Origin of the sequence: Rhodanobacter sp. B2A1Ga4 (assembly GCF_018101315.1) — a bacterium.
Classification (GTDB): Bacteria; Pseudomonadota; Gammaproteobacteria; order Xanthomonadales; family Rhodanobacteraceae; genus Rhodanobacter; species Rhodanobacter thiooxydans_A.
In genome coordinates, this window is the sequence record NZ_JADBJR010000001.1 from 523646 (window position 1) to 544417 (window position 20772).

Genomic DNA, 20772 nt, shown 5'->3' on the forward strand with positions numbered 1-20772 from the left:
GGGCGCCCCTCTGTCCTTTTGCCTGAGAGTTTGGAAGCGCGCTGGCTGCGCTTCGTGCCCCTTCGGCGCCGGATTCAACCGGTCTCTCCAGAGTGTTTGCGCGTGGTGGTATGGGAGCCTGAGCGATTACGGGCGTTGCGTCTTCGGCAGCGGGCGTCCCCGGTCTGGGGCCGCCTGCTTCTCCCACCATGCGTTTACCGCGGCGATTATACAGGCGGGCGGCGCGTGTTGCTGCCTGCCTGGATGCGGTTCAGGAACGCTCCCGCGTTATGCTCGGATGCCCCATTCCCCGGCCCACCGGAGCTCCCATGATCCGTATCGGCGAAATCGACCACGTGGTGTTGCGCGCCATCGACATCGCGGCCATGCAACGCTTCTACTGCGAGGTACTCGGCTGCCGCGAGGAACGCCGGCAGGACGAGATCGGCCTGGTGCAGCTGCGCGCCGGCGCCTCGCTGATCGACCTGGTGTCCATCGACGGCAAGCTCGGCCGCCATGGTGGCGCCGCGCCAGGCAGGGAAGGCCACAACATGGATCACCTGTGCCTGCGCGTGGAGGATTACGACGAGGCGGCGATCGTGGCGCACCTGCAGGCGCATGGCGTGCGCATCGGCGAGCTGGGTTCGCGCTATGGTGCGAGAGGCGAAGGCCCGTCGATCTACCTGTACGACCCGCAGGGCAACATGATCGAGCTGAAGGCGGGATTTTCCTAAAACGTTAGGAGGCTCGCTTGCAACGGCGGACAGGGCTGCAGCAGAACGGCGCGCTGGCGCGACGGCAGTCGCGGAGGCGTGACCGGTGGTTCCCATGGCAACGCACCTGGCGCGTAGCATGGGTGCTTTGGACACGAGTGCCGGCGCATGAACATCGAGACAGATCGCACCCTCCGCCCGGGCTTGACGTCCCTGATGGCCTTTGCGGTCTTGTTCGTGGCCACCCCCGCATGCAGTAGCGCGGCTGGTCCGGGCGGCCCAGGCAGCCGGTTGCCGCTGACCACGCTCGCGGAGGTGCCGTTGCCCGGCAGAGCCACGCGCTGGGACTACGCCAGCCTCGACCAACGAAGCCATCTTCTTTTCCTGGCGCACCTGGGCGACAGCGCCGTCGTCGTGTTCGACACCGCCCAGCGCAAGGTGGTGGCGACCATTCCCGACGTCAGCTCCGTCCACGGCGTGCTGTACGTGCCAGAGCTGGATCGGGTGTATGCGTCGGCGACCGGCGCCGATGAAGTGGTCGCGATCGACGCGAAAACCTTCAAGATCATCGCACGCGCCCCCGCGGGGGATTATCCGGACGGCATGGCCTATGCCCCGGACGTGCACAAGCTGTATGTCTCCGATGAACACGGTGGCACCGACACCGTGATCGACGTGCGGTCGAACGCCCGGGTGGCCACGATCCCGCTGGGCGGCGAGGTGGGCAACACCCAGTACGATCCGGTCACCCGGCACATTTTCGCGAACGTGCAGACCCGCAGGCAGCTGGTGGAAATCGATCCGGCTACCGACAAGGTGATCAGCCGGATCAGCCTTCCCGGTGCCGTCGGCAATCACGGCCTCTACATCGATGGCGCCTCACGTCTGGCCTTCATCGCCTGTGAGGACAACAGCAAGTTGCTGGTGCTGGATCTGACCAGTCGAAAGGTGCGGGCCAGCTTCGACGTTGCCGATGATCCGGATGTCCTGGCCTTCGATGCTTCGCTCGGCTGGCTCTACGTGGCCGGTGAATCCGGCGAGGTGTCGATCTTCAAGGTCACTGGGCAGGCCGTTCGACCGATCGCTACCGCGGTGCTGGGCCCGAATGCCCACGTCGTCGCCGTGGACGGCAGCACGCACCAGGCCTATTTCCCGTTGAAGCCTATGCTGGGCAAATCCAGGCTGCGAATCACGCAACCCCGGCTCTAGGCTGCTTCATCGCCCCGACCGAAAGCGCGTGAAACCCACGCGCTCCGAATTCCACGACGCGGCGCACTTCAGGCCCGCTACTCCCTGCGATGTTCCCCCGCTTTTGAGTGGTTCTACCAGCCTGGAAGTAGCCGTCAAGACTCGCAAATGATCTTTGACAGGCCGGCACCAACAAGGGTGGCGGAGGGCGATTAGCCTGTGTTATCGGGGTAGGGCAGTCGCGCTTTCGATCGAACCTGTTCAGGAACAGCTGCTACCTATGCAGGGCCGCCGAGCCATCGGCACGAAGAAAGGCACCAGTCGGGGATTTCTCATTTCCATGTGTTGGGTTGAGGGAAGGTTTTCGGGTTTCCCATCTTCCATTAGGCTCGCCGTACGTAGGCGTGCATCTCCGACGTCTTCCCCAGGAAAGTCTTAAAACTTCAGTGGCTGATTTCTTCCAGTGCCACACCCTTGGTCTGCGGGCCAAAAATGCCGATCATTGCAATGCCGACCACCATGGCGATTGCGATGAACATCGCCACTGCCAGCACGCCACCTGCATGGAGCAGATACCCGACGGCCAAGCCGGCAAATGCGGCCGCAATGCGGCTCCACGAATAGACGAAGCCCACCGCTCTGGAGCGTATGCGAGTCGGATAAAGCTCTGCCTGGTAGTTGTGGTACGCATACGACATCACGTTGGCCGCCAGCGTGAACACCACACCGAGCGCGATCAGCGCGACCGGGTTGTCCGCCATGGCGAAGGCCAGCATGCTCAGGCCCATCAACATCAGGCCCAGCATGATCTGCAGCTTGCGCTCGATGCGGTCGGCAAAGAGCACGCCGAGTAGCGGCCCCAGGGGATTGGCGATGGCGATGATGAAGGAGTATTCGAGGCTGTGCGTGATGGTGATGCCGCGCGCTATCAGCAGGGTCGGTACCCATGCCGCGAAGCCATAGAAGCCGATGACTTGGGCCATGTTGAATACCGACAGCATCAGAGTGCGCTTGCGGTATTGCGGCGAGAAGATCTCGCCGAAGTGCCCGCGGCCGGTCTCCTCAGCATGCGCCAGCGCAGGCGGCGGCAGCGGCTTGCCCGTCTCCGCGACCACCCGCTGCTCGATCGCCGCCATGATGGCTTCCGCCTCGTCGGTGCGACCCTGCAGGGCCAGCCAGCGCGGGCTCTCCGGAATCCCCTGCACCAGCAGCCATACCAGCACGGCGCCCATCGAGCCGATCAGCACCACCCAGCGCCAGCCGTCGATGCCCAGCGGGCTGAGGGGCACCAGCAGCCAGGCCAGCAGCGCCACCAGCGGCACCACGGCGAACGTGATGAACTGGTTGACGGAGAACGCGCGGCCACGCTCCGCACCGGGGATCAGTTCGGAGATATAGGTGTCGATGGTGACCAGCTGTACCGCGAAACCCACGCCGGCGATGAAGCGCCAGACGTTCAGCATTTCGCCGCTGTGCTGAAACGCCATGATCGCGGTGCAGGCCACGTACCACACCAGCGACCAGGTGAACACCGGCCGCCGGCCGTAGCGGTCCGCCATATGGCCGAACAGCACCACGCCCACCCACAGGCCCGCGAAGGTGCTGAAGACGAAGGTTCCGAAACCGGCGATCTTGATCGAGTCCAGGCTTGCGAAAAAGCCCAACGATTGCGATGTGAAGAGACCCGATTTCATCATGCCCGGAGCAACGTAGGCGGTGAAGAACAGGTCGTAGAACTCGAACACGCCGCCCAGCGAGATCCACAGAACGATCTTCCATATCGTGCGCGATGGCGGCAGCCGGTCGAGGCGGGCGGCGATCCTGGCGGAGGCAATTTCAGACACGTTGTTCACCTGTCAGCGGTGGGATTGATCCCGGTCGGGCAGTGCACGGCACCGGCGAGATCGCGGGGGAGTTCGACATCAGGATTCGACCGGAGCGAGAGGCGGAATGGAACCCGGGCGGACGCAGCGTCCGGGTCGCCTGCCATCCTCAGAAGGTCACCTTCACGTCTCCATAGATCAGCCGGCCGATGGGCGAGTACGTGCCGATATCGCTGGTGGTGAACTGGTTGGTGAAGGCGCGCGGGAAGATCGGTGGCATTTTGTTGTCGAGGTTGTTCACGCCAAGCGACAGCGTGATGCTCTTGTCGCTCGCCAAGCCCTCGGGCGTCCAAGTGTACGAACCGTGCAGATCCCACACGGTATAGCTCGGCACCCGGATACCCGGGAGGGTGCCGGCGGCGCCCGCGTCATTGACGTAGGAGATGTAGGTATTCGCCAGCATGAGGTCCAGGTTTCCGTAGGACCAGTCGAGCGTCGAGTAGAAGCTTGCCTTCGGCAGCGTCCCGGCGAACACGCCGATGTTGCTGGCGTTGCTGGCGTACTGCTGGTATGAGCTGCCTGCGAAGCGCTGGAACTTGTACGAGTTGAACAGCATCCCCTTGCTGGAGAACTCCCAGGTTCCGTAATGCGCCGTGGGAAGATCGTAATCCAGTCCCAGCATCCAGGAGTGCTCGATCAACACGCTCTGGTTGCGGAATTTGTCGATGACGTAGAGCTGTGAATACTTGCTCGGATCGGGCAGGCCGGTGGCCGGATTGGTGAGGAACGCCTTCAGCGAGCCCGGGGTCCCGAAGGGATCGGTACCGCCGAGGTTGGTGAAGTTGCCCGTGCTGACGCTGTCGAAGTAGCGCGACGCCGAACCCAACGCGTTGACCGATTGCATGATGGTGGTGAAGTCCGCGCCACCCGGGAAACCGCGCACGGTGATCGAAGAATAGTCCGCGGTGAGCGTCAGGCCCTTGATGAAGTTCGGATGGAATTCGAAACCGATGGAGCGCGACATCGAGGTGGATGGCTTGAGCGACGGGTTGACGCCGTCTTCGCCGTTGAAGGTGTTTCCGACGGCGTATTGCGACCCGAACACGATGCCGATGAGGCGGTCGGTCACCGGGCGGGTGTCGAATGGCCCGTAGGCCTGATAAAGCGGTGGCGCGGCGAAGGACTTCGTAAAGGTGCCATGAAGCACGAGCTGGTTGTCGAAGGGCTCCCAGCGGAAGCCGAGCTTCGGCGAGTTCTTGCTGCCGGCGTCACTGTAGTGCTCGAAGCGACTGGCGGCGGTGAGGTCGAATTGGTGCAGGCCGGGGATGCCCATGCTGCTCGAGGTGATCGGGATCAACGTCTCGGCGTACACCGCGCTCACGTTGCGGCCGTGACTGAAGGGATCGGTGAACAGGCCGCCGCTCCAGTTCTGGTCGTTGCCGGCGGTGGAGCCGCTGACAGGATCGGTGACGCGACCATTCGGGTCGGCATGGCCGGAAACCTCTTCACGCCGCCAGCTGACACCGACGGCGAGGTTTACCTGCCCCGCAGGCAGCTCGAACAGTTTGCCGACGGCGTGCGCATCCCAGGAGTAGAGCTTGCTGTCGCCGTGCAGCATCTCCGTGCCGAGCACGTTGGCCAGCGCGGCCGCCGGGTTGCCGGTCACCGCGAACGGATTGAGCGCCGGCTGCAGCACGAGCGGGTTGTCGATCGAATAGCCGCCGTAGACCATGCCGTAGGCGCCGTCTGCCACCGCGTTGCCGTTGGAGTCGTATCCGCCGGCGACGGCCCGCGCCAGATTGGGCGTAAAAATCAGGTTGGTGTCGCGCTCCGTCAGCTTGCTCTCGCTGTAATCGACGCTGGTATGCCAGGTCCAGGAGTAGGGCAGGTTGCCCTTGAGTCCGAAGGAGAAGCGATAGGCATCGGTGGTGTCGAACACCTGCTTGGGTCGCGACATGTCGGCGAAGGTCACGCCCGTCGCGGCGGTGGTCAGCGGGTTGTAGGGCGTGCCGGCCGGAACGGTCAGCGTGACATGGGAGAAGGGTTGGCCCGCAGCCGCCCAGGCGGTTGATTGGACCTTGTTCTGCGAGATCAACAGGTCGCCGGAGGCCTCGATCTGGTCCTCGGTGAAAGGCTGCGAGGTCATGTTCACGACGAGGTTCTTGTGCTCCTGCCGCTGCAGGAGCATGGCGTATTTGGAATAGTCGAATCCCTTGGATAGCTGTGCCGCGCTGGTGGTTGTGTAGACGCTCGGCGACAGGGCCGCGTAGCTGCCGGCGGTCGCGGCGGCGCCGGTCGGCACGGGCGGCGTGAGCAGCCCGGGCGCCAGCACGTAGTTGCCGCCAGCGACGACGCCCGGCAGGCCCGTGCCTGGAACGACGCCGTACATCGGGCTGGTGAACGAGCGTGCACTCTGGAAAAGTGGGCTGGTCCTCGCATCGCTGACGGTGGCCGTGATGTTCACCGGACCGATGTCGCCGCCGAACGTCACGTAGGCCGAGCGATCCTTGTAGCCACCGTCCGCCGCGCCGTAATGCGCGCCGACCGTCACGCCGTGGTAGTCGCGCTTGAGGATGAAGTTCACCACGCCGCCGACGGCGTCGGCACCGTAGAGCGAGGAAGCGCCGTCGGTGAGCACGTCGACCCGCTCCAGCGCGGCGGCCGGGATCTGGCTGATGTCGACGAAGTTCTTGCTGCCGCTCAGGCCGGCGACCCCATCCAGCGCCATACGCCGGCCGTTGACCAGCACCAGCGTCGGCAGGTTGCGCAGTTCGACCTGCGAGCCGCCGGCGGTGAACTGGTTGCGGTTCTGCGCGTTGCTCGCGCCCGCGTTGCTGCGGCCGGCGAAGGCGGGAATGGCCTTGCGCAAGGCGTCGAGCATGTTGGTCGAGACACCGGTCTGGCGAAGATCGCCGGCATCGAGCGTCGTAACTGGAACGGCCGCGGCGTTCGGATCGATCGGCAGCAAGGTGCCGGTCACTGTGACCTGGTTCAGATTGGCGACCTTGGGCGATTTGGTGGCCGTGGTGGTCGCCTGCTTTTGCTTGGTAAGCGTGCCCGCGTCTGCGCTTTGGGGCGTCGCGGCCATGGCGTGGCCGGTCAGGCCGAGGCCGATGATCAGCGCGCCGAACAGCGCCTTGCGTGGATAGTCGTGCATGTGATGTCTCCCCCAACAGTGATGTCGTGTCCAGTCCCCGGCAATTCGCGCAGCGAGCCCCATTCCTCATTCATTGATCTCCATCCCCCGGGCGCTACGCGGCAACTGCCATTCGATGTCTGTTTCAGTTCTCTCGGTAGGTCAGTACGGTGAAGCTATTGTCGAAATAGAAGTTCGGATAGAACGGCGCCACCGCGGTATCTACCTTCCTTGCCGGATCGACGCCCCCCTCGGCGGCGACCAGGTAGACGCGGCCGCGCTGCGGATCGAGCGCCAGCGTGCGCGCCATCGGACGGGTGGTTACGGCCTGCTCCAGGCGGTAGCGGTCGGGGCTCTGCTGGTCGATCACCATCAGGTCGGCGTCCAGCCCGTTGGCGGCGTATATGCGGTGCGTGGCCGGATCGAACGCCACGCCGTCGTTGCCGCGGCCGATCGGCAGGCTGGCCACCACGGCGCCGCTTTCCGCGTTCAGCACGGCCAGCAGCGGCTGGTCGCTGCGGCAGCCGACAAAGATGCGCCGGCTCGCCGGGTCGTAGTCCAGTCCGGTGGGCTGGTGGCACGGCGCGGTCGGCCAGGTGGCGGTGACCGCGTGCGTGCGGGCGTCGATGCGCACCACCGCATCGCGATCGCGCTCGGCCACGAACAGGTTGCCGTGGCCGTCTGGCGCCGATGCCTCAATGTGATGGCTGGACATCGGCAGCGTCGCCACCGGCTTGCCGCTGCGGGCGTCCATGAAGGCGACTTTCCCGCTGTCGCCCATGGTGAATATCAACTGCCCGGTCACCGGCTCGAAACTGCCGGCATCGGCGTCGTTGCCGAAGTGGATGCGCCGCATCGTCTTCAGCGACTTGAGCTCGAACTCGGTGGTCGAGCCGTCACCGTTGACGGTGTAGCCCAGCCCCAGCGACGGCACCAGGATCGCCTTGTTTGCACCGGCGGAGTCGGCGATGGCGGCCACCACCTTGTGCGTCGCCACGTCGAACACGGTGACGCCGTCGTGGCGGCGGCCGATGAACAGGTACGAGCGCGCGGCGTCATAGCTGAGGTAGTCCCACGCCGGGGCCTTGCCCGGCAAGGTCACGGCCGATTGCAGCCGATAGAAGCTGGCGGCGTGGCCGGATACCGGCAGCACCGCCAGGCACAGCAGCGCGGTCGCCATAGCCTGGAGTCCACGCTGTCGTGGGCGGCTGAACTGGGTGGACGAAGGCATCGGCCGGCCCCTACTTGCCCAGCGCGAACCAGAGCACTTCGCCGCCCTTGCCGTGCTCGCCGGGCGAGGCGGCCAGGTAGAGGCGGTTCAGCTCCGGCACCACGATGCCGGACTTCGCACCGACGGCGCTGGGAATGCGCGGCCGCGTGGCATAAAGGTCCGGCGTCACCTGCTGGTACACGCCAAGGTCGCCGTCGCCGCCGGGCAGATACACGCGCCTCCTGACGCTGTCCCAGAACAGTCCGTCCGAGGTTGCCGGGGCATCGAGCGTCGCTACGGTGGCGCCCGTATCGGTGTTCAGCACGAACAGCTTGCTGGGGCTGCGGGTGCCCACGAACAGGCGGTGGTCGGCCTCGTCCAGCGCCATGCTCAGGTTGGTCTTCGCGCCGCTCAGCGGCCAGCGTGCGATCACCTTGAAGGTCTTCTTGTCCACCACGTCCACTTCGTCGTGGTCGGCGACATTCACGAACAGGCGGTTGCCGTGCTGCTCGGCCTTCACCGCCTCGGTGTGATCGGAGTCGAAGCGCAGCTTGTTGTACACATGCCCGGTGAGCGGATCGACCTCGTTGAGGAAGCAGTCCTTCATGCCCACGTCCTTGCCGCCAGTGACGATGTACAGATGGCCGGTGGAAGGATCGAGCTCGGCCGAATCCGCACCCGGCTCCAGGGCGATGTGGCTGACCACCTTGTAGGTGGTGGCGTCGAACACCTTGGTCATGCCCTTGCCGCTGTCGGTGACGATCAGGCGGTTGGCCTTGGGCAGGTAGATGATCGCGTGCGGCGTCTCGACGCCGGTGAGGGTGCGCTCATGCCGGCCGGTGCGCAGGTTGAGCAGCTCCAGCGTGCCGTGGTCCTCCGCCGCCAGCCACAGGCGGTTGCCCTTCAGGTCATAGCCGAAGTGGTCGAAGTCGCCCGAGTAGCCGGGCTTCCAGCCGGTGCTGCGCCCGATCAGCGTGGCAGTGGGGTGGAGGTCGGCCACCTTGGCCGCCGGCACCGGCTGCATCAGCCCGGCAAGCGAGGGAATCTTCTTGCGCAGTTCGTCGCGGATCGCGAACCCTTCGCGCTTCAGCGCATCCTTGTCGTCGCCCGGCTTGTACGGGAACACGATGCCTATCGCACCGATGGTCTTGCCGCTGGCGTCGAGCAGGCGCGCCTCCACCTCGAAGCGGTGGCCGTTGACCTCCAGGTTGGGGATGCCGGTGTTGATGGCGCGCATGTCGTCGTCGTCGGCCTGCTTGCCGATGCGGCCGATGCTCGAACCCACCACCATGTTGACGCTCTTGCCCGGCGGCACGATGTGCAGCATCAGGATCAGCAGCTTCGGATGCGCGGCCATGGTCTGGTCGACCAGTTGTTGCGCATAGGTGTGGGTAGGCACGCTGGAGTCGAACGCGTAGGGCTGAGTCAGGTTGGCGACGTTGGAGATGCGGCGTCGCAGCTGATCGCGCACCACCTCGGCCTTCTTCGCCAGCGCGGCCTTGTCGTCGCCGGCGGCGTAGGGATAGACGATGCTCAGCGCGCCCACCGTGTCATCGGTGACGTCCTTCAGCGGCACCTCGACCTCGAAGTGGTCGCCCTCCTTGTTCACCTCCAGCACCGGCTTGCCGGTGTTGACCACGCCCATGTCGTCGGAATCGGCCGGCTTGCCGATGCGGCCGATGTTGGAGGCGATGATGACGTTGACGGTCTGCTTGGGCGGCGTCACGTGCATCGCCATGATGGCGATGTCCGGGTGCGCGGCGAGCGTTTCGTCCACCAGGTGCTGGGCGTAATTCGGTGCGGTCGTCTGCGCCAGCAGCGGCGGCGCCAGCAGGGTAGTGGCCAGGAGCATTGCGTAACGAACCATGGATTCCGTCCTCGACGATGGATGCGAAATGAAGCGGGTGTCGACGTGCCGTACGGGATGGCGCTGGCGGGGTGGATAGCAACGGACGCAGCACCACCGATTGCCCCTTTTTCCCCTTCCGCACGACCCGGAGCTGCGTGGCATGGACACTAGGGCAGCCACCTGACGGATACCTGTAACGATTCTTAAAATTCTTTCAGATCAGCATAGAGGCAGCGCCTGTCGCGCCGCGGCGCGACATAGGCATGGATTCCCCTCGCGCTCTGGAGCATGGAGCGACGCTCCGGCGCGCATATGCTTTGTGCGTCGCGTCACCAGTTGCGTTCAAGGCTGGCATACACTCATCGCGCGATGTCGGCAGACAGGTGCGCCATGAAAATTCTCATCGTCGAAGACCAGCAGCGCCTTGGCCAGTTTCTCAAGCAGGGGCTCAGCGAATGCGCCTACACGGTGTGCTGGGTCGGCACCTGCAGGGAGGCCCGTGATGCGCTGGCCGATACCAACTACGACGTGATCATCCTCGACCTGAGCCTGCCTGACGGCGATGGCCTGCATCTGCTCGCCGAGTGGCGCCGTTCGGGCTTCAACGAAGCGGTGCTGATCCTCAGCGCGCGCGACACGGTGGAGGACCGTATCAAGGGTCTGGACATCGGCGCCGACGATTACTTGCCCAAGCCTTTCAGCTTCGATGAGCTGCTGGCCCACGTGCGTTCCCTGTTGCGCCGCCAGTCGACGGTCAAGCAAACGGTCATCACCCACCGTTGCGTGCGAATCGACCTGCTCGGCCACACCGTCAAGCTGAAAGAGCAGCCGGTGGATCTGACCAGTCGCGAATTCGCTCTGCTGGAGATCTTCATGCAGAACGCGGGACGCACGCTTACGCGTTCGTACATTTCCGAGCGTATCTGGCCCGGGTTGGCCGACACCAACTTGCTGGATGTCTACATGAGCCGGCTGCGCAACAAGCTGGAAGCCGGCCTGGGCGAGCCGCTGTTCAAGACACTGCGAGGCGTCGGCTATCAGCTGGTATGAAATCGATCGGGGCGCGCATCACGTTCTGGTTCGTGCTGAGCGTCACGCTCACGCTGGCCTGCCTGTTCACTGCCGGCTATCACCTGCTTCAGGGCTACATGATTCATGACCTGGATCTGCTGAACGCCACTGAATTCCGGCAGATAAAGGCACGTCTGGGGCCGGACTACGCGACGTTGAACCCGGCGACTATCGACGAGCGGATCCGCCAGACCACGGAATACGCATCGGTGCTCTTCTACATCAGCATTGATGCGCCAGGGCATGGCAACCTTTTCCGTTCCAAGAACCTGGCCGGCAACCCGTTGCCTGACGTGAAGGACAAACGGGTCTTCAATGGCAAGATGCCCGGTGTCGGCGAATTGCGCATCGCAGAGTTCTTGCTGCCGCCGTTCGACGTCAGCATCGGTACACCGGTGGGCCAGATGCAGCGCGCCATGGTGGCCTATACCGAAGTCAGCCTGGCGCTGCTATTAGGCATGATCCTGGCCAGCATGGTGATCGGACTGGGACTTTCCCGCATGATGCTGCGTCCGGTTCGACTGATCGGCGAGACAGCCAACCGCATACGCTCCGACAACCTTACCGAACGCATCAGCGTCACCGGTATCGACGATGAGATTTCCGATCTAGCCCGGCTGTTGAACCAGATGTTCGACCGGCTCGAGTCCTCCTTCAATCAAGTTCGCCAGTTCAGCGCCGAGGTGTCCCACGAGCTCAAGACGCCCCTGTCACTGGTGCGACTGCATGCCGAAAAACTGCTGGTCGACGGCAACCTGAGTTCGGCGCAGGAGGATGCCGTGCAGGTGCAGCTGGAAGAGCTGGCGCGCATCAACCAGATGGTGGATGAGTTGCTGTTTCTCTCGCGCGCCGAGGCTCAGGGTATCCACATGAATCTTGTCGTGCAGAATCCGCACCGCTTTCTGCAGAGCTTCGAACAGGATGTCTGCGCCTTGGCTGAGCACCAGGGACGACGCCTGCGCTGCACGTGTCGCGGCGAAGGTTGGGTCGCGTTCGAGGAACGCTGGCTGCGGCAGGTCGTCCTCAACATTCTTACCAACGCCCTGCGGGCCTCGCCGCCAGGCGGCTTGATCACACTGCGGTCGGAATTTGTACCTCGTTACTGGCGCGTCAGCATTGAGGATGAGGGGCCGGGCCTGACCCGTGATCAGTGCGAGCGTGCCTTCGAACGCTTCGTGCGCTTCCACCAGAGCAGCGAGGAAGATCGTGGTAGCGGCTTGGGCCTGGCCATCTGTCGCAGCATCATCCAGCTGCACAACGGGCGCATCTATGCGGAGCCGCGCGCAGAGGGTGGGGGCTTGCGTGTGGTGTTCGAACTGCCTGCGAGCGACGAGCGTGTACAGAATGTTGCGTAACCCGAATTCTTTTATGGGCGGAAGAGTGGGTGATTAGGGGAAGTTATCGGGGTAGGGCCAGCGTCTGCTTTCGACTACGGATTCAGCCGGCCGATGCAACGAGTCGATGAAATCGCTCCGCCGGTGTTTCGTAGTCTAGGGTTTTCCTTGGCCACTCGTTCAAACGCCTTGCTGCGGCGTTGAGCTGAGCCTGCTTGTGTCCCGACAGGTCCGCCCCTTGGGGAAATACTGCCTCAAGAGACCGTTGGTGTTCTCGTTCGATCCGCGCTGCCAAGGGCTTTGCGGGTCACAGAAGTAAACCTGGATGTCCGTGGCCAATGTGAAACGGCGATGGTCGGCCAATTCCTTGCCTCGATCCCAGGTGAGCGACCGATAGAGTTCCCGCGGTAGATGGTGGGTATGCTTGATCAGCACCGACGACAGTCTCGGTGTCCTTGCCCGACACCTTCACTAGCATCACGTAGCGCGTCTGGCGTTCCACCAGTGCGGCGATCTGGGTATTCCTGCCGCCGAACAGTAGGTCACCCTCCCAATGGCCTGGCACAGCCCGGTCATCCGCTTCGGCCGGCCTTTCACTGATCGATACCATGTGACTGATTTGACCATGGTTATCCGTTTTTTGCGTGCGGTGCCGTGATCGACGCATGGCCCGCGTGCGTCGCAGGTGGCGCGAAGCAAAAACGGCGTTACATCGACCGACTGAATCCGACACCATAGCTTCGACAGGTCGGCGCGACGTTCGATAAGCGAAGACGCACCCTCGCGCCGATACCCCCGCGCGTTATGCGGCGAGCAATCGGGCTTGATCGAGAAGGCCCAGCGGTTGGTAGCGGTCAACGGGAATGCCAACCTGGCCGGGTTGGCTAGTTGAGTCGTCACACCGCGCTTCCGACTGACAGTGACTTCGCGTGACTACGCTGGAAGTCCGTTGCACTTGCGGAGGATGCTGTCGACCAAACGTTCCGGCATGAAACGGCGAAGGGACCGGACTTGGCGCGATTGCTTGGCTGCGGAATAGCGCAGCTTCGGTTGCCGGACGGTCGCAGCCTTGACCACCGTGTCGGCGACGACCCGCGGCGGATCGCCTGCTTCGACCCCCTTGCGCATTAGGCTTTCGCTGCGCAACCGTTCGTTGGCATACGCCGGAAGAGGTTGGTCCGCGCGCGTCAGGTTTTCTTCGAACGATGTGCGCGTAAGCCCGGGCTCAACAAGTGCAACACGGATAGCCTGTGTTATTGGGGTAGGGCAGAGTTACCCAAGTTGGCGAAACGTGCTCTCGTTTGACATCCCGATATGGTGTGCCGGCTCAGCGGTTATCCGTCACACAGGGTTGAGGTGCACCCGGGGGCGATGCGTCGGCGCCCCAGGAGACTGCAGTGAGCGTCGCCTTGCCTTCGCCCTGGAACGAGGTCGCTGAATGGCCCAGTTGCAGCTGGTAGTCGCCGGCGGGCTGCTGCCAGTGCTGGCTCTTGCCGTCGAACTTCGCCAGCAGGCGTGGGTCGGTGGTGGCCGTGAGATGCGCGGACTGGCCGGGCTTCAGGGTGACGCGGCACCAGGCGGCCAGTCGCCGCGCATTGTTCGAACCGGGCAGGGTCACGTAGAGCTGCGGCACGTCCACGCCGGTTCGTGCGCCGCGATTGGTGACGATGAACGAGGCGGTGAGCTTGCCGTTTTCCACATGCGGCTTGAAGTCGCTGTAGTCGAAGTGCGTGTAAGTGAGGCCGTAGCCGAACGGGAACAGGGGTTCGAGGTGCTGGCGCTGGTACCAGCGGTAGCCCACGTCGGCGCCTTCGATGTTGTAGTCCACGTCCTGCGCCGGTCGGCCCTGCGACGGCAGGCCGATCGACGCCAGGCCGGCGCCTGGGATGGCCGGGCGCGGCAGTTGCGATTCGTCGCGCGGCCAGGTCAGCGGCAGGCGGCCGGAGGGATCGACCTCGCCGTACAGCAGCCGCGCGATCGCCTCGCCGCCAGCCGCGCCGGGGTACCACGCTTCCAGCACGGCGCCGACCTTGTCCAGCCACGGCATCGCCACCGGGCCGTTGTTTTCCAGCACCACGATGGTGTGCGGGTTGGCCTTCGCCACCGCGGCCACCAGCGCATCCTGGTTGCCCGGCAGGGCGAGGTGCGGCGTGTCGAAGCTTTCCGCCGCCCACTGCTCCACGAACACCACGGCCACTTTCGATTGTGCCGCCAGCTTCGCGGCGGCGGCGATGTCCTCGCCGCTGGCATAGCTCACCGTGCCGTGCGCACGTTGCCTGATCGCGGCCAGCGGTGCTGACGGCTGGTAGATGCGCGGGCCCGGCCATTCGGATGGTGGCAGGCCCGGCACCGCATTGCCTTGCGGCGACTGCACTGCGGAGGAACCGCCGCCGGTCAGCACGCCCTTGTCGGCATGACCGCCGATCACGGCCACGGACTGCACGGTGGACAGCGGCAGCAACGCGTCCTGGTTGCGCAGCAGCACCGCGCCGGCTTCCTCGGCGCGCTGCGCCACCTTGCGGTCGGCGGCGAAGTCGATGGGCGATTGCTTGGCGAGATGATCGATCACGCCGGCTGCGAACAGGCTGCGCAGGATGCGCCGGGCCATGTCGTCGATGCGCGACTGCGGCACCTGGCCGGAAGCCACCGCGGCACGCAGCGGCTGGTCGAAGTACACCTCCTTGTCGAAGGTCTCGCCGGCCGATTCCTGGTCCAGTCCGGCCAGCGCGGATTTCGCGCCGCTGTGCACCGCACCCCAGTCCGACATCACGAAGCCGGGGTAGTGCCAGTCGTGCTTCAGCACGTCGTTGAGCAGCCAGCCGTCTTCGCAGGCGTAGACCGCGTTGATGCGGTTGTAGGAGCACATCACCGAGCCCGGGTGGCCGATCGCGATGGCGATCTCGAAGGCGAGCAGGTCCGACTCGCGCGCGGCGGCGCGGTCGATGTTCGCGCTCAGCGTGGTGCGGTCGGTTTCCAGGTCGTTGAGCGCGTAGTGCTTGATGGTGGAGACGAGGTGCTGGCTCTGGATGCCGGCGATGGCGTTGCCGGCGATCACGCCGGCCAGCAGCGGGTCCTCGCCCGCGTATTCGAAATTGCGGCCGTTGCGCGGGTCACGCACCAGGTCCACGCCGCCGGCCAGCATCACGTTGAAGCCGCGGCGGTGCGCCTCGCCACCTATCATCGCGCCGCCTTCGCGGGCGATCGCCGGATCGAAGCTGGCTGCGGTGGCCAGGCCCGAGGGCATGGCGGTGGCGCCGAGCTTGTGCGGCTTGGCCACGCCGAGGCCGGCGTCGCTTTCCTGGATGGCCGGCAGGCCCAGCCGCGCGATCGCAGGGCCGTAGCCGGCCGAACCCAGCGCGCCCGGCGCCATCACGTGGCCGTTCTCGGTGTCGCCGAAGTCGACGCGGATCAGGCGGAATTTCTCGTCCTGCGTCATCGCCTTCAGCACGAGGTCGGCGCGCTGGTCGGACGTCAGTTCGGCGTTCATCCACGGGCGCGCGCCGCCGCTCGCGTTCGCGGCGGCGCATGTCCCGCCGAAGGCCAGCAGGGCGATGCCGATCAAGGAAGCAATGCGGGTCTTGTGAAGTGCCATGACGTCCCCTTCGTTTTTCCGGAACAGATTGGATGCATGCTCATCGCGGGTGCCGGGTGGCAAACGCGTGACTCGGCAGGTACGGGTTGCGATTCGATGCGGCGATCACGGCCCATGCCGTCGCGGCAAGGCATGGCCGGTGGTAGTACCAGGCATACAGCGCCACGATGCGTGGCTCGGGCGTGGCGTAGAGGAAGCCGCCCGGCGAGGCTTGCTGCGCGATCGCGTTGAACAGCGTGTCCGCCCTGGCTTCGTCGCCGACCCATCGCCAGGCGAGCGCGGCCTGCGCGGTGCCTTCCGTCCACATCCCGTCGCGGGCATCGGTGAAAGCGTAGCCGCCGTTGACCGCATGCCTGCGTTCGACCCAGCCCAGCGCGCGCCGCCATGCCTTCGGCGTGTCCGGCAGGAGTTGTGCCCAGAGCTGCACATCGAGGGCGGACGGCGAGCGCAGCGGCGTCACGCCGTCGCCTTCGGTGCCCGTCCAGAAATGCCCGCTCGCGGCATCCCATTGCTGCGCGACGAAATCACGGGCGCGCTTCGCCTGCGCGTTCCAGTCGTCGCCGGGTGCGGAGATCCGGGCCAGCCACGCGAACATCGCGGCCAGGTCGATGTTGTGCTCGGTCGATTTCCACGATGCCTTGCGTGGCACCTGCAGGTAGGACTCTATGCCGCCGTGGAAGCCGGCCGCGCCGTGCGCGTCCGACGCGTGGGCGACGACCCAGTCGGCGAGATGCACGGCGGCATCGCGCCAGCGCGTCTCGCCGGTGGCGTCGTGCAGCGCCAGCAACGCCAGCGCGGTCCACGCGACGTTCCCGCAGGAGCTGCCGTCCTGGTATGCGCCGGAGTACTGGTGCGCGGCATCGACCCATTGCTTGCGCCGCGCATCCTGCCAGCCGTTCGGCAAGGGCTTGTCGCCTGCGACGGCACCCGCGCGATACGCATCGCGCAGGCGCGTGTCATGCATGGCCGCGAGGCGCAGCGCTTCGCCGATGCGTTCCGCCTGTGGCCGCCTGCCGCAGGCGAGCAGGGCGATGACGGCGAGCGCGTTGTCGTAAGTAAACGCCGCCGAATGCAGTGGCAGCAGGGCGGGCGCGTCTTGCCCGCGCCTGCTGTCGTAGCTGCGTAGTAGTACCGGAGTGTTGCCCGGCAGCGCATCGACACGCACGGCGATGGCGTCGCAGCCTGCACGCTCGAGCGCTGCAATCCCGGACGTCGCGGGCATCGTGGTTGCCACGTGCGCCGGCGTTGCCGTGGACGCGGTGAGCAGCAGGCAGGCGAACAAGGCCGCCACTCCCGCTTTCGCGGGAATGGCGGCAACTGGGGAACTCGCCATGTTGTGTCGCCATCCCGCCATGGCACGTGGTCCGGCATGCGCCATGGCGGGAGCCTGTTGCACGGGCCCGGTCAGAAGTCTGCGCGCAGGCTGAGGTTGTAGCGGGTGTCGTCGCGGAAGAAGCCCTTGGGCACGGTGGTGCCGTTGGTGTCGATGATCTCGCGGCTCTTGAACGTCGAGTTCAGCAGGTTGGATACCTGCAGTGCCACCTTGACGTGCGGGTTGATCGCATAGATCAGCGATCCGTCCAGTTTGCCTTGGGACTCGGCCATGACCGGCAGGAACGGATAATCCGCCTCCTGGCCCGTGATCAGGAACTGCGAGCGCCAGTTCCACGCCAGTCGTGCCGACAGCGGGCCCTTTTCGTAATACGCGGTGAAGTTGAAGGTATCGCGGGACAATTCGCCGGGCGGCAGCTTGAGCTGGTTGACGCACTGCGTGGCCGGCAGATACGTGGCGGGGCAGTAGTTGACCACGCCGAAGGCCAGTCCATGCGGCTTGATATAGGTGTAGTTGGTCTGCACGCCGAAGCCGGACAGCCAGCCAGGAAGGAAATCGAATTTCTGCTGGTAGGCCAGTTCCGCCCCGCCCACGCTGCCCTTCTGGTCGAGGTTGGCCAGGCCCGCCGTGTATTGCTCCGGATAGGTCACGCCGTTGTTCGTCACCGTGGTGTCCACCACGTTGGTGATGTACTGGATGGTGTGGTTCAACTGCTTCCAGAACAGCATGCCGGTCAGCGAACCGGCGTTGCCGAAATACCACTCCTGGGTCAGGTCGAAATTGTGCGCCGTGATGGGCTTGAGGTACGGGTTCGTGCCGTTGTAGCCGTTGCCCACCGTCGGCTCGGTGCTGCCATTGGTGCCGTAAGGCAGCAGTCCGCTGATCGACTGGCCGGCCTCCAGCTGGTTGAGCGCCGGCCGGAAGATCGACTCGGAGAATGCGAAGCGGGTGATGAGGTCGTCCGTCCAGCCGATCGACAGATTGAAGCTGGGCAGCCAGTTGCCGTAGCCGTTGCTGGCCTTTATCGGGCTATACCCGCCGTTGGCAAAGGTCACGTATTGCTGCTGCTGCGCCGAGGTGAGCGCGCAGAACGTGCCCGGCGAGGCCGGTTGGGTGCCGTTCTTCGTTACGCCCTGGCAATACTGCGCGACGGTGGCGTTGCCGAGAGCCTGCTTCATGTCCGGCAGCAGCATGTAGCCCGCGGCATCGTCCTGGGTATGCACGTAGCGCACGCCGATGTTGCCGCTGATTTGCAGGCCGCTCAGGAAATCCAGGTTGCCGTTGCTGAAGTTCAGGCGGAGATAGGTGGCGTTGGTCTTCTCCCCGTTGGAGGAGATTTCCTGCGGCAGGTAATGCGTGCCCGGCACGAAGGTATAGCCGTACTGGTCGCGTTCGTAGTTGGTGTAATAGGGACTCCACCAGCTCCAGCCCGGATTGATGGCCAGCGACTGCTGGTTGATCTGCTTCATCGCGGCGACGGATTGCCAGAATTGCGACTGCGGATTCAGGTTGAAGAAGGGCGCGACCACGCCGAAATCGCCGTTGCCGAAGGCCGGCAGGTTGACGTGGTACGGGGAAACGTAGGCGGGTGTGTTTGCGGCCGTGACCGCCAGACCGTTCCCGCCAGCGTAGGGCGTGCTGATGTCCCAGAAGTAGCTGTATGGCGAGGAATACAGCGTTTCTTTCTGGTCGCTGTGCCGGAAGCCGAACTGGATGTTGTCCAGCGGGCCCTTGTCCACGTCGAAGCTGCCGTCCAGGCGGAAGGCGCGCTGGTTGCCCCAGGATTTCTCCTGGTGATCCTGTGCCGCTGACCAATAGGTATTGTTGGGGTTGGCGAAATACTGGGCCGTCGTTTCGTTGGGATCGGGCGACAACAGTCTGATCGTGGGTACGTTGTCGCCGTGCGTGGCGACGTACCAGTTCGCCTGGGTCATCTGGCGGATGTAGTAGTAGGAATCCGAGTAATCGGAGTGGGTGTCCTGCGCGTCCAGGCTGAGGTGCAGCCGATCATTGACGTTCCACTTCAGGTTGAAGGCGTAGTCGTTGGTCACATAACGCCGCTTGAAAGCGGCGGTATCGAGCTGCGTCGGCACGCCGCCATAGGTGAACGGCAGGAAGGTCGATGCGGCCGGGTCGCCCGAGATGGTGCCGGACTGGAATACGCCGTTGGCGTCGTACACCGGCGTGGTGCCCGCCAGCGGCACGGCACAACCGGCCAGCGTCTGGCCGTTGCAACCGTCCGTCGATGCCTGCAGGGTGTGCTCGAAGGTAGTTTCGGAATCCGATGCCCGATTCCAGGTCAGCGCGGCCTGCCAGGTCTTGTCCGGGCTTTCCCATTGCAGGGCCAGTGCATGGCCAAAGCGCGTGCTGGTCTCGTCCTGGTGGCGAAGATCGCCGCCGACCGGCACATAGCGATATTCGCCCGGCGCAAGGCCGGGAAAGGCGTCGGTTCTGCCGCCCGGCAGGTTGCAGCCATTGCAGCGCCGCTGGTAATCGACCACGGAAATCGCATTGTCGGTCTGGTCGATGCGGTCGTAGGCCACGTTGGCGAGGAAACCGAAGCGGCCGATCCCGGTATTCCAGTTGTGGCTGAACAGGCCGGCGATCTGCGGCGTGCCCTTCTTGGCCAGGTCACCCCAGTAGTCGCCGAGGGTGACGGAGGCCTGGGTATCCTTGTTGCTGTCGAAGGGCATGCGCGTGTTCAGGTTGATCGAGCCGGCGATGCCGCCTTCGATCATGTCCGCCGTCTGGTTCTTGCTTACCACCACCGAGCCGATCAGCTCGGGCGACACCGTCGAGAAGTTGAGTCCCTGGCCGCCGCCGGCGGAGAACACCTCGCGGCCGTTGAACAGCGTGCTGGTGTAGGGCAGGCCCTGCAGGCTGATGTCCGAACCCTGGATCGAGAAATGGTCCGGGTCGGCGGCGACGCCGAAGGCGCTGACCGCCACGCCTGGCACGCGTTGCAGGGCCTCGGTCACCGACAGGTCGGGCAGCGAGCCGGCGTCCTGCGCCGAGATCGCGTCGACCACGGTGTCGGCGTAGCGCTTGATGTTCTGCGCACGGTTCAGGCTGGACGAGTAGCCGTTGACGGTCATGCCGGTGAGCTGCTTCGCCTCCTTCTCGTTCGCCGTCGTGGCAGCGTTCTTCTTTTTTGCGACGACCTTCGAATCCTTCTTCGCCGCGGGTGCAGCCTGCGCGGTCTGGTCCGCATCCTGCGGTGCAGGTTGCGCATGCGACGGGCCGGCCACGAACAGCGTCATCGCGATCGCGATGGGCAGCAGGCGCAGCTGACTGGCGCCGCCTGCAAGCGGATGCACGGATTGCTTCTTCACTTCGATATCTCCCCGGTTTTCAGTGAATGCTCGACCAACGCAGTTCCGCCCCTCGACCTCGGTTTGTTCCGCCAGCCGTCCAGACCCCAGACCATCGCCCGCCGTCGTCGGCCAGGTGCAACCCCGCATGCCTTCGCAGCCGGCGGGTGGAAGTTGCAGTCGCATGGACGGCTGGCGGCGGAGCCGCCGCAGGGCGCTTCGCGAACCACAGT

12 protein-coding genes, 1 pseudogene and 1 riboswitch are annotated in these 20772 nt (G+C 64.8%); of the genes and pseudogenes, 4 read left to right on the forward strand and 9 right to left on the reverse strand.

Going from position 1 to position 20772, the window contains the following annotated elements:
* A riboswitch (glycine riboswitch) is annotated at positions 1-101 on the reverse strand.
* A gap of 207 nt (positions 102-308) precedes the next feature.
* Both IMW82_RS02365 and IMW82_RS02370 read left to right on the forward strand, forming a co-directional pair.
* The gene (locus IMW82_RS02365; protein ID WP_211003762.1) at positions 309-713 is read left to right on the forward strand and encodes a VOC family protein; all 405 of its coding nucleotides are present in this window, start codon (positions 309-311) and stop codon (positions 711-713) included.
* A 147-nt stretch (positions 714-860) separates the two neighbouring features.
* Complete coding sequence (locus tag IMW82_RS02370) at positions 861-1901, forward strand: hypothetical protein (protein WP_234411363.1); 1041 nt, start codon at positions 861-863, stop codon at positions 1899-1901.
* Positions 1902-2323: 422 nt separating this feature from the next.
* Here IMW82_RS02370 and IMW82_RS02375 read toward each other — a convergent pair whose 3' ends face one another.
* The 4 genes from IMW82_RS02375 to IMW82_RS02390 all read right to left on the reverse strand — a co-directional run bounded on the left by IMW82_RS02375 (position 2324) and on the right by IMW82_RS02390 (position 9901).
* Positions 2324-3724: an MFS transporter gene (locus tag IMW82_RS02375; RefSeq protein ID WP_108472355.1), complete on the reverse strand. Its 1401-nt coding sequence runs from the start codon at positions 3722-3724 to the stop codon at positions 2324-2326.
* 148 nt (positions 3725-3872) lie between these two features.
* Positions 3873-6860, reverse strand: a complete 2988-nt coding sequence (locus IMW82_RS02380) for a TonB-dependent receptor plug domain-containing protein (RefSeq protein WP_159082204.1) — start codon at positions 6858-6860, stop codon at positions 3873-3875.
* A 124-nt stretch (positions 6861-6984) separates the two neighbouring features.
* The gene (locus IMW82_RS02385; protein ID WP_108472305.1) at positions 6985-8019 is read right to left on the reverse strand and encodes a YncE family protein; all 1035 of its coding nucleotides are present in this window, start codon (positions 8017-8019) and stop codon (positions 6985-6987) included.
* A gap of 61 nt (positions 8020-8080) precedes the next feature.
* Positions 8081-9901, reverse strand: a complete 1821-nt coding sequence (locus IMW82_RS02390; RefSeq protein ID WP_108472304.1) for a hypothetical protein — start codon at positions 9899-9901, stop codon at positions 8081-8083.
* Positions 9902-10288: 387 nt separating this feature from the next.
* Between IMW82_RS02390 and IMW82_RS02395 the strand changes: the two genes are divergently transcribed.
* A complete protein-coding gene (locus IMW82_RS02395) occupies positions 10289-10948 on the forward strand; it encodes a response regulator transcription factor (RefSeq protein WP_108472303.1) in 660 nt (219 codons plus the stop codon).
* Positions 10945-12324 (forward strand): ATP-binding protein, encoded by a 1380-nt coding sequence (locus IMW82_RS02400; RefSeq protein ID WP_108472302.1) that lies wholly within the window; start codon positions 10945-10947, stop codon positions 12322-12324. The genes IMW82_RS02395 and IMW82_RS02400 overlap by 4 nt, the downstream gene beginning before the upstream one ends.
* 82 nt (positions 12325-12406) lie before the next feature.
* Here IMW82_RS02400 and IMW82_RS02405 read toward each other — a convergent pair.
* The 5 genes and pseudogenes from IMW82_RS02405 to IMW82_RS02425 all read right to left on the reverse strand — a co-directional run.
* A pseudogene (locus IMW82_RS02405) lies at positions 12407-12991 on the reverse strand (IS30 family transposase); the annotation flags it as partial.
* 245 nt (positions 12992-13236) lie between these two features.
* Complete coding sequence (locus IMW82_RS02410; protein WP_211003763.1) at positions 13237-13431, reverse strand: hypothetical protein; 195 nt, start codon at positions 13429-13431, stop codon at positions 13237-13239.
* A gap of 199 nt (positions 13432-13630) precedes the next feature.
* Positions 13631-15895, reverse strand: coding sequence for a glycoside hydrolase family 3 C-terminal domain-containing protein (locus tag IMW82_RS02415; protein WP_211003764.1), 2265 nt, complete (start codon positions 15893-15895; stop codon positions 13631-13633).
* 40 nt (positions 15896-15935) lie between these two features.
* Positions 15936-17228, reverse strand: coding sequence for a hypothetical protein (locus IMW82_RS02420; protein ID WP_244754139.1), 1293 nt, complete (start codon positions 17226-17228; stop codon positions 15936-15938).
* 71 nt (positions 17229-17299) lie between these two features.
* The gene (locus IMW82_RS02425) at positions 17300-20560 is read right to left on the reverse strand and encodes a TonB-dependent receptor (RefSeq protein WP_211003765.1); all 3261 of its coding nucleotides are present in this window, start codon (positions 20558-20560) and stop codon (positions 17300-17302) included.
* Positions 20561-20772 lie beyond the last annotated feature (212 nt).

Bases quoted from the DNA above. Each gene is read 5' to 3' on its own strand.
- IMW82_RS02365 (WP_211003762.1), top strand. From the start codon at position 309: ATGATCCGTATCGGCGAAATCGACCACGTGGTGTTGCGCGCCATCGAC.
- IMW82_RS02370 (WP_234411363.1), top strand. From the start codon at position 861: ATGAACATCGAGACAGATCGCACCCTCCGCCCGGGCTTGACGTCCCTG.
- IMW82_RS02380 (WP_159082204.1), bottom strand. From the start codon at position 6,860: ATGCACGACTATCCACGCAAGGCGCTGTTCGGCGCGCTGATCATCGGC.
- IMW82_RS02385 (WP_108472305.1), bottom strand. From the start codon at position 8,019: ATGGCGACCGCGCTGCTGTGCCTGGCGGTGCTGCCGGTATCCGGCCAC.
- IMW82_RS02390 (WP_108472304.1), bottom strand. From the start codon at position 9,901: ATGCTCCTGGCCACTACCCTGCTGGCGCCGCCGCTGCTGGCGCAGACG.
- IMW82_RS02395 (WP_108472303.1), top strand. From the start codon at position 10,289: ATGAAAATTCTCATCGTCGAAGACCAGCAGCGCCTTGGCCAGTTTCTC.
- IMW82_RS02400 (WP_108472302.1), top strand. From the start codon at position 10,945: ATGAAATCGATCGGGGCGCGCATCACGTTCTGGTTCGTGCTGAGCGTC.
- IMW82_RS02410 (WP_211003763.1), bottom strand. From the start codon at position 13,431: ATGCGCAAGGGGGTCGAAGCAGGCGATCCGCCGCGGGTCGTCGCCGAC.
- IMW82_RS02415 (WP_211003764.1), bottom strand. From the start codon at position 15,895: ATGGCACTTCACAAGACCCGCATTGCTTCCTTGATCGGCATCGCCCTG.
- IMW82_RS02420 (WP_244754139.1), bottom strand. From the start codon at position 17,228: ATGGCGAGTTCCCCAGTTGCCGCCATTCCCGCGAAAGCGGGAGTGGCG.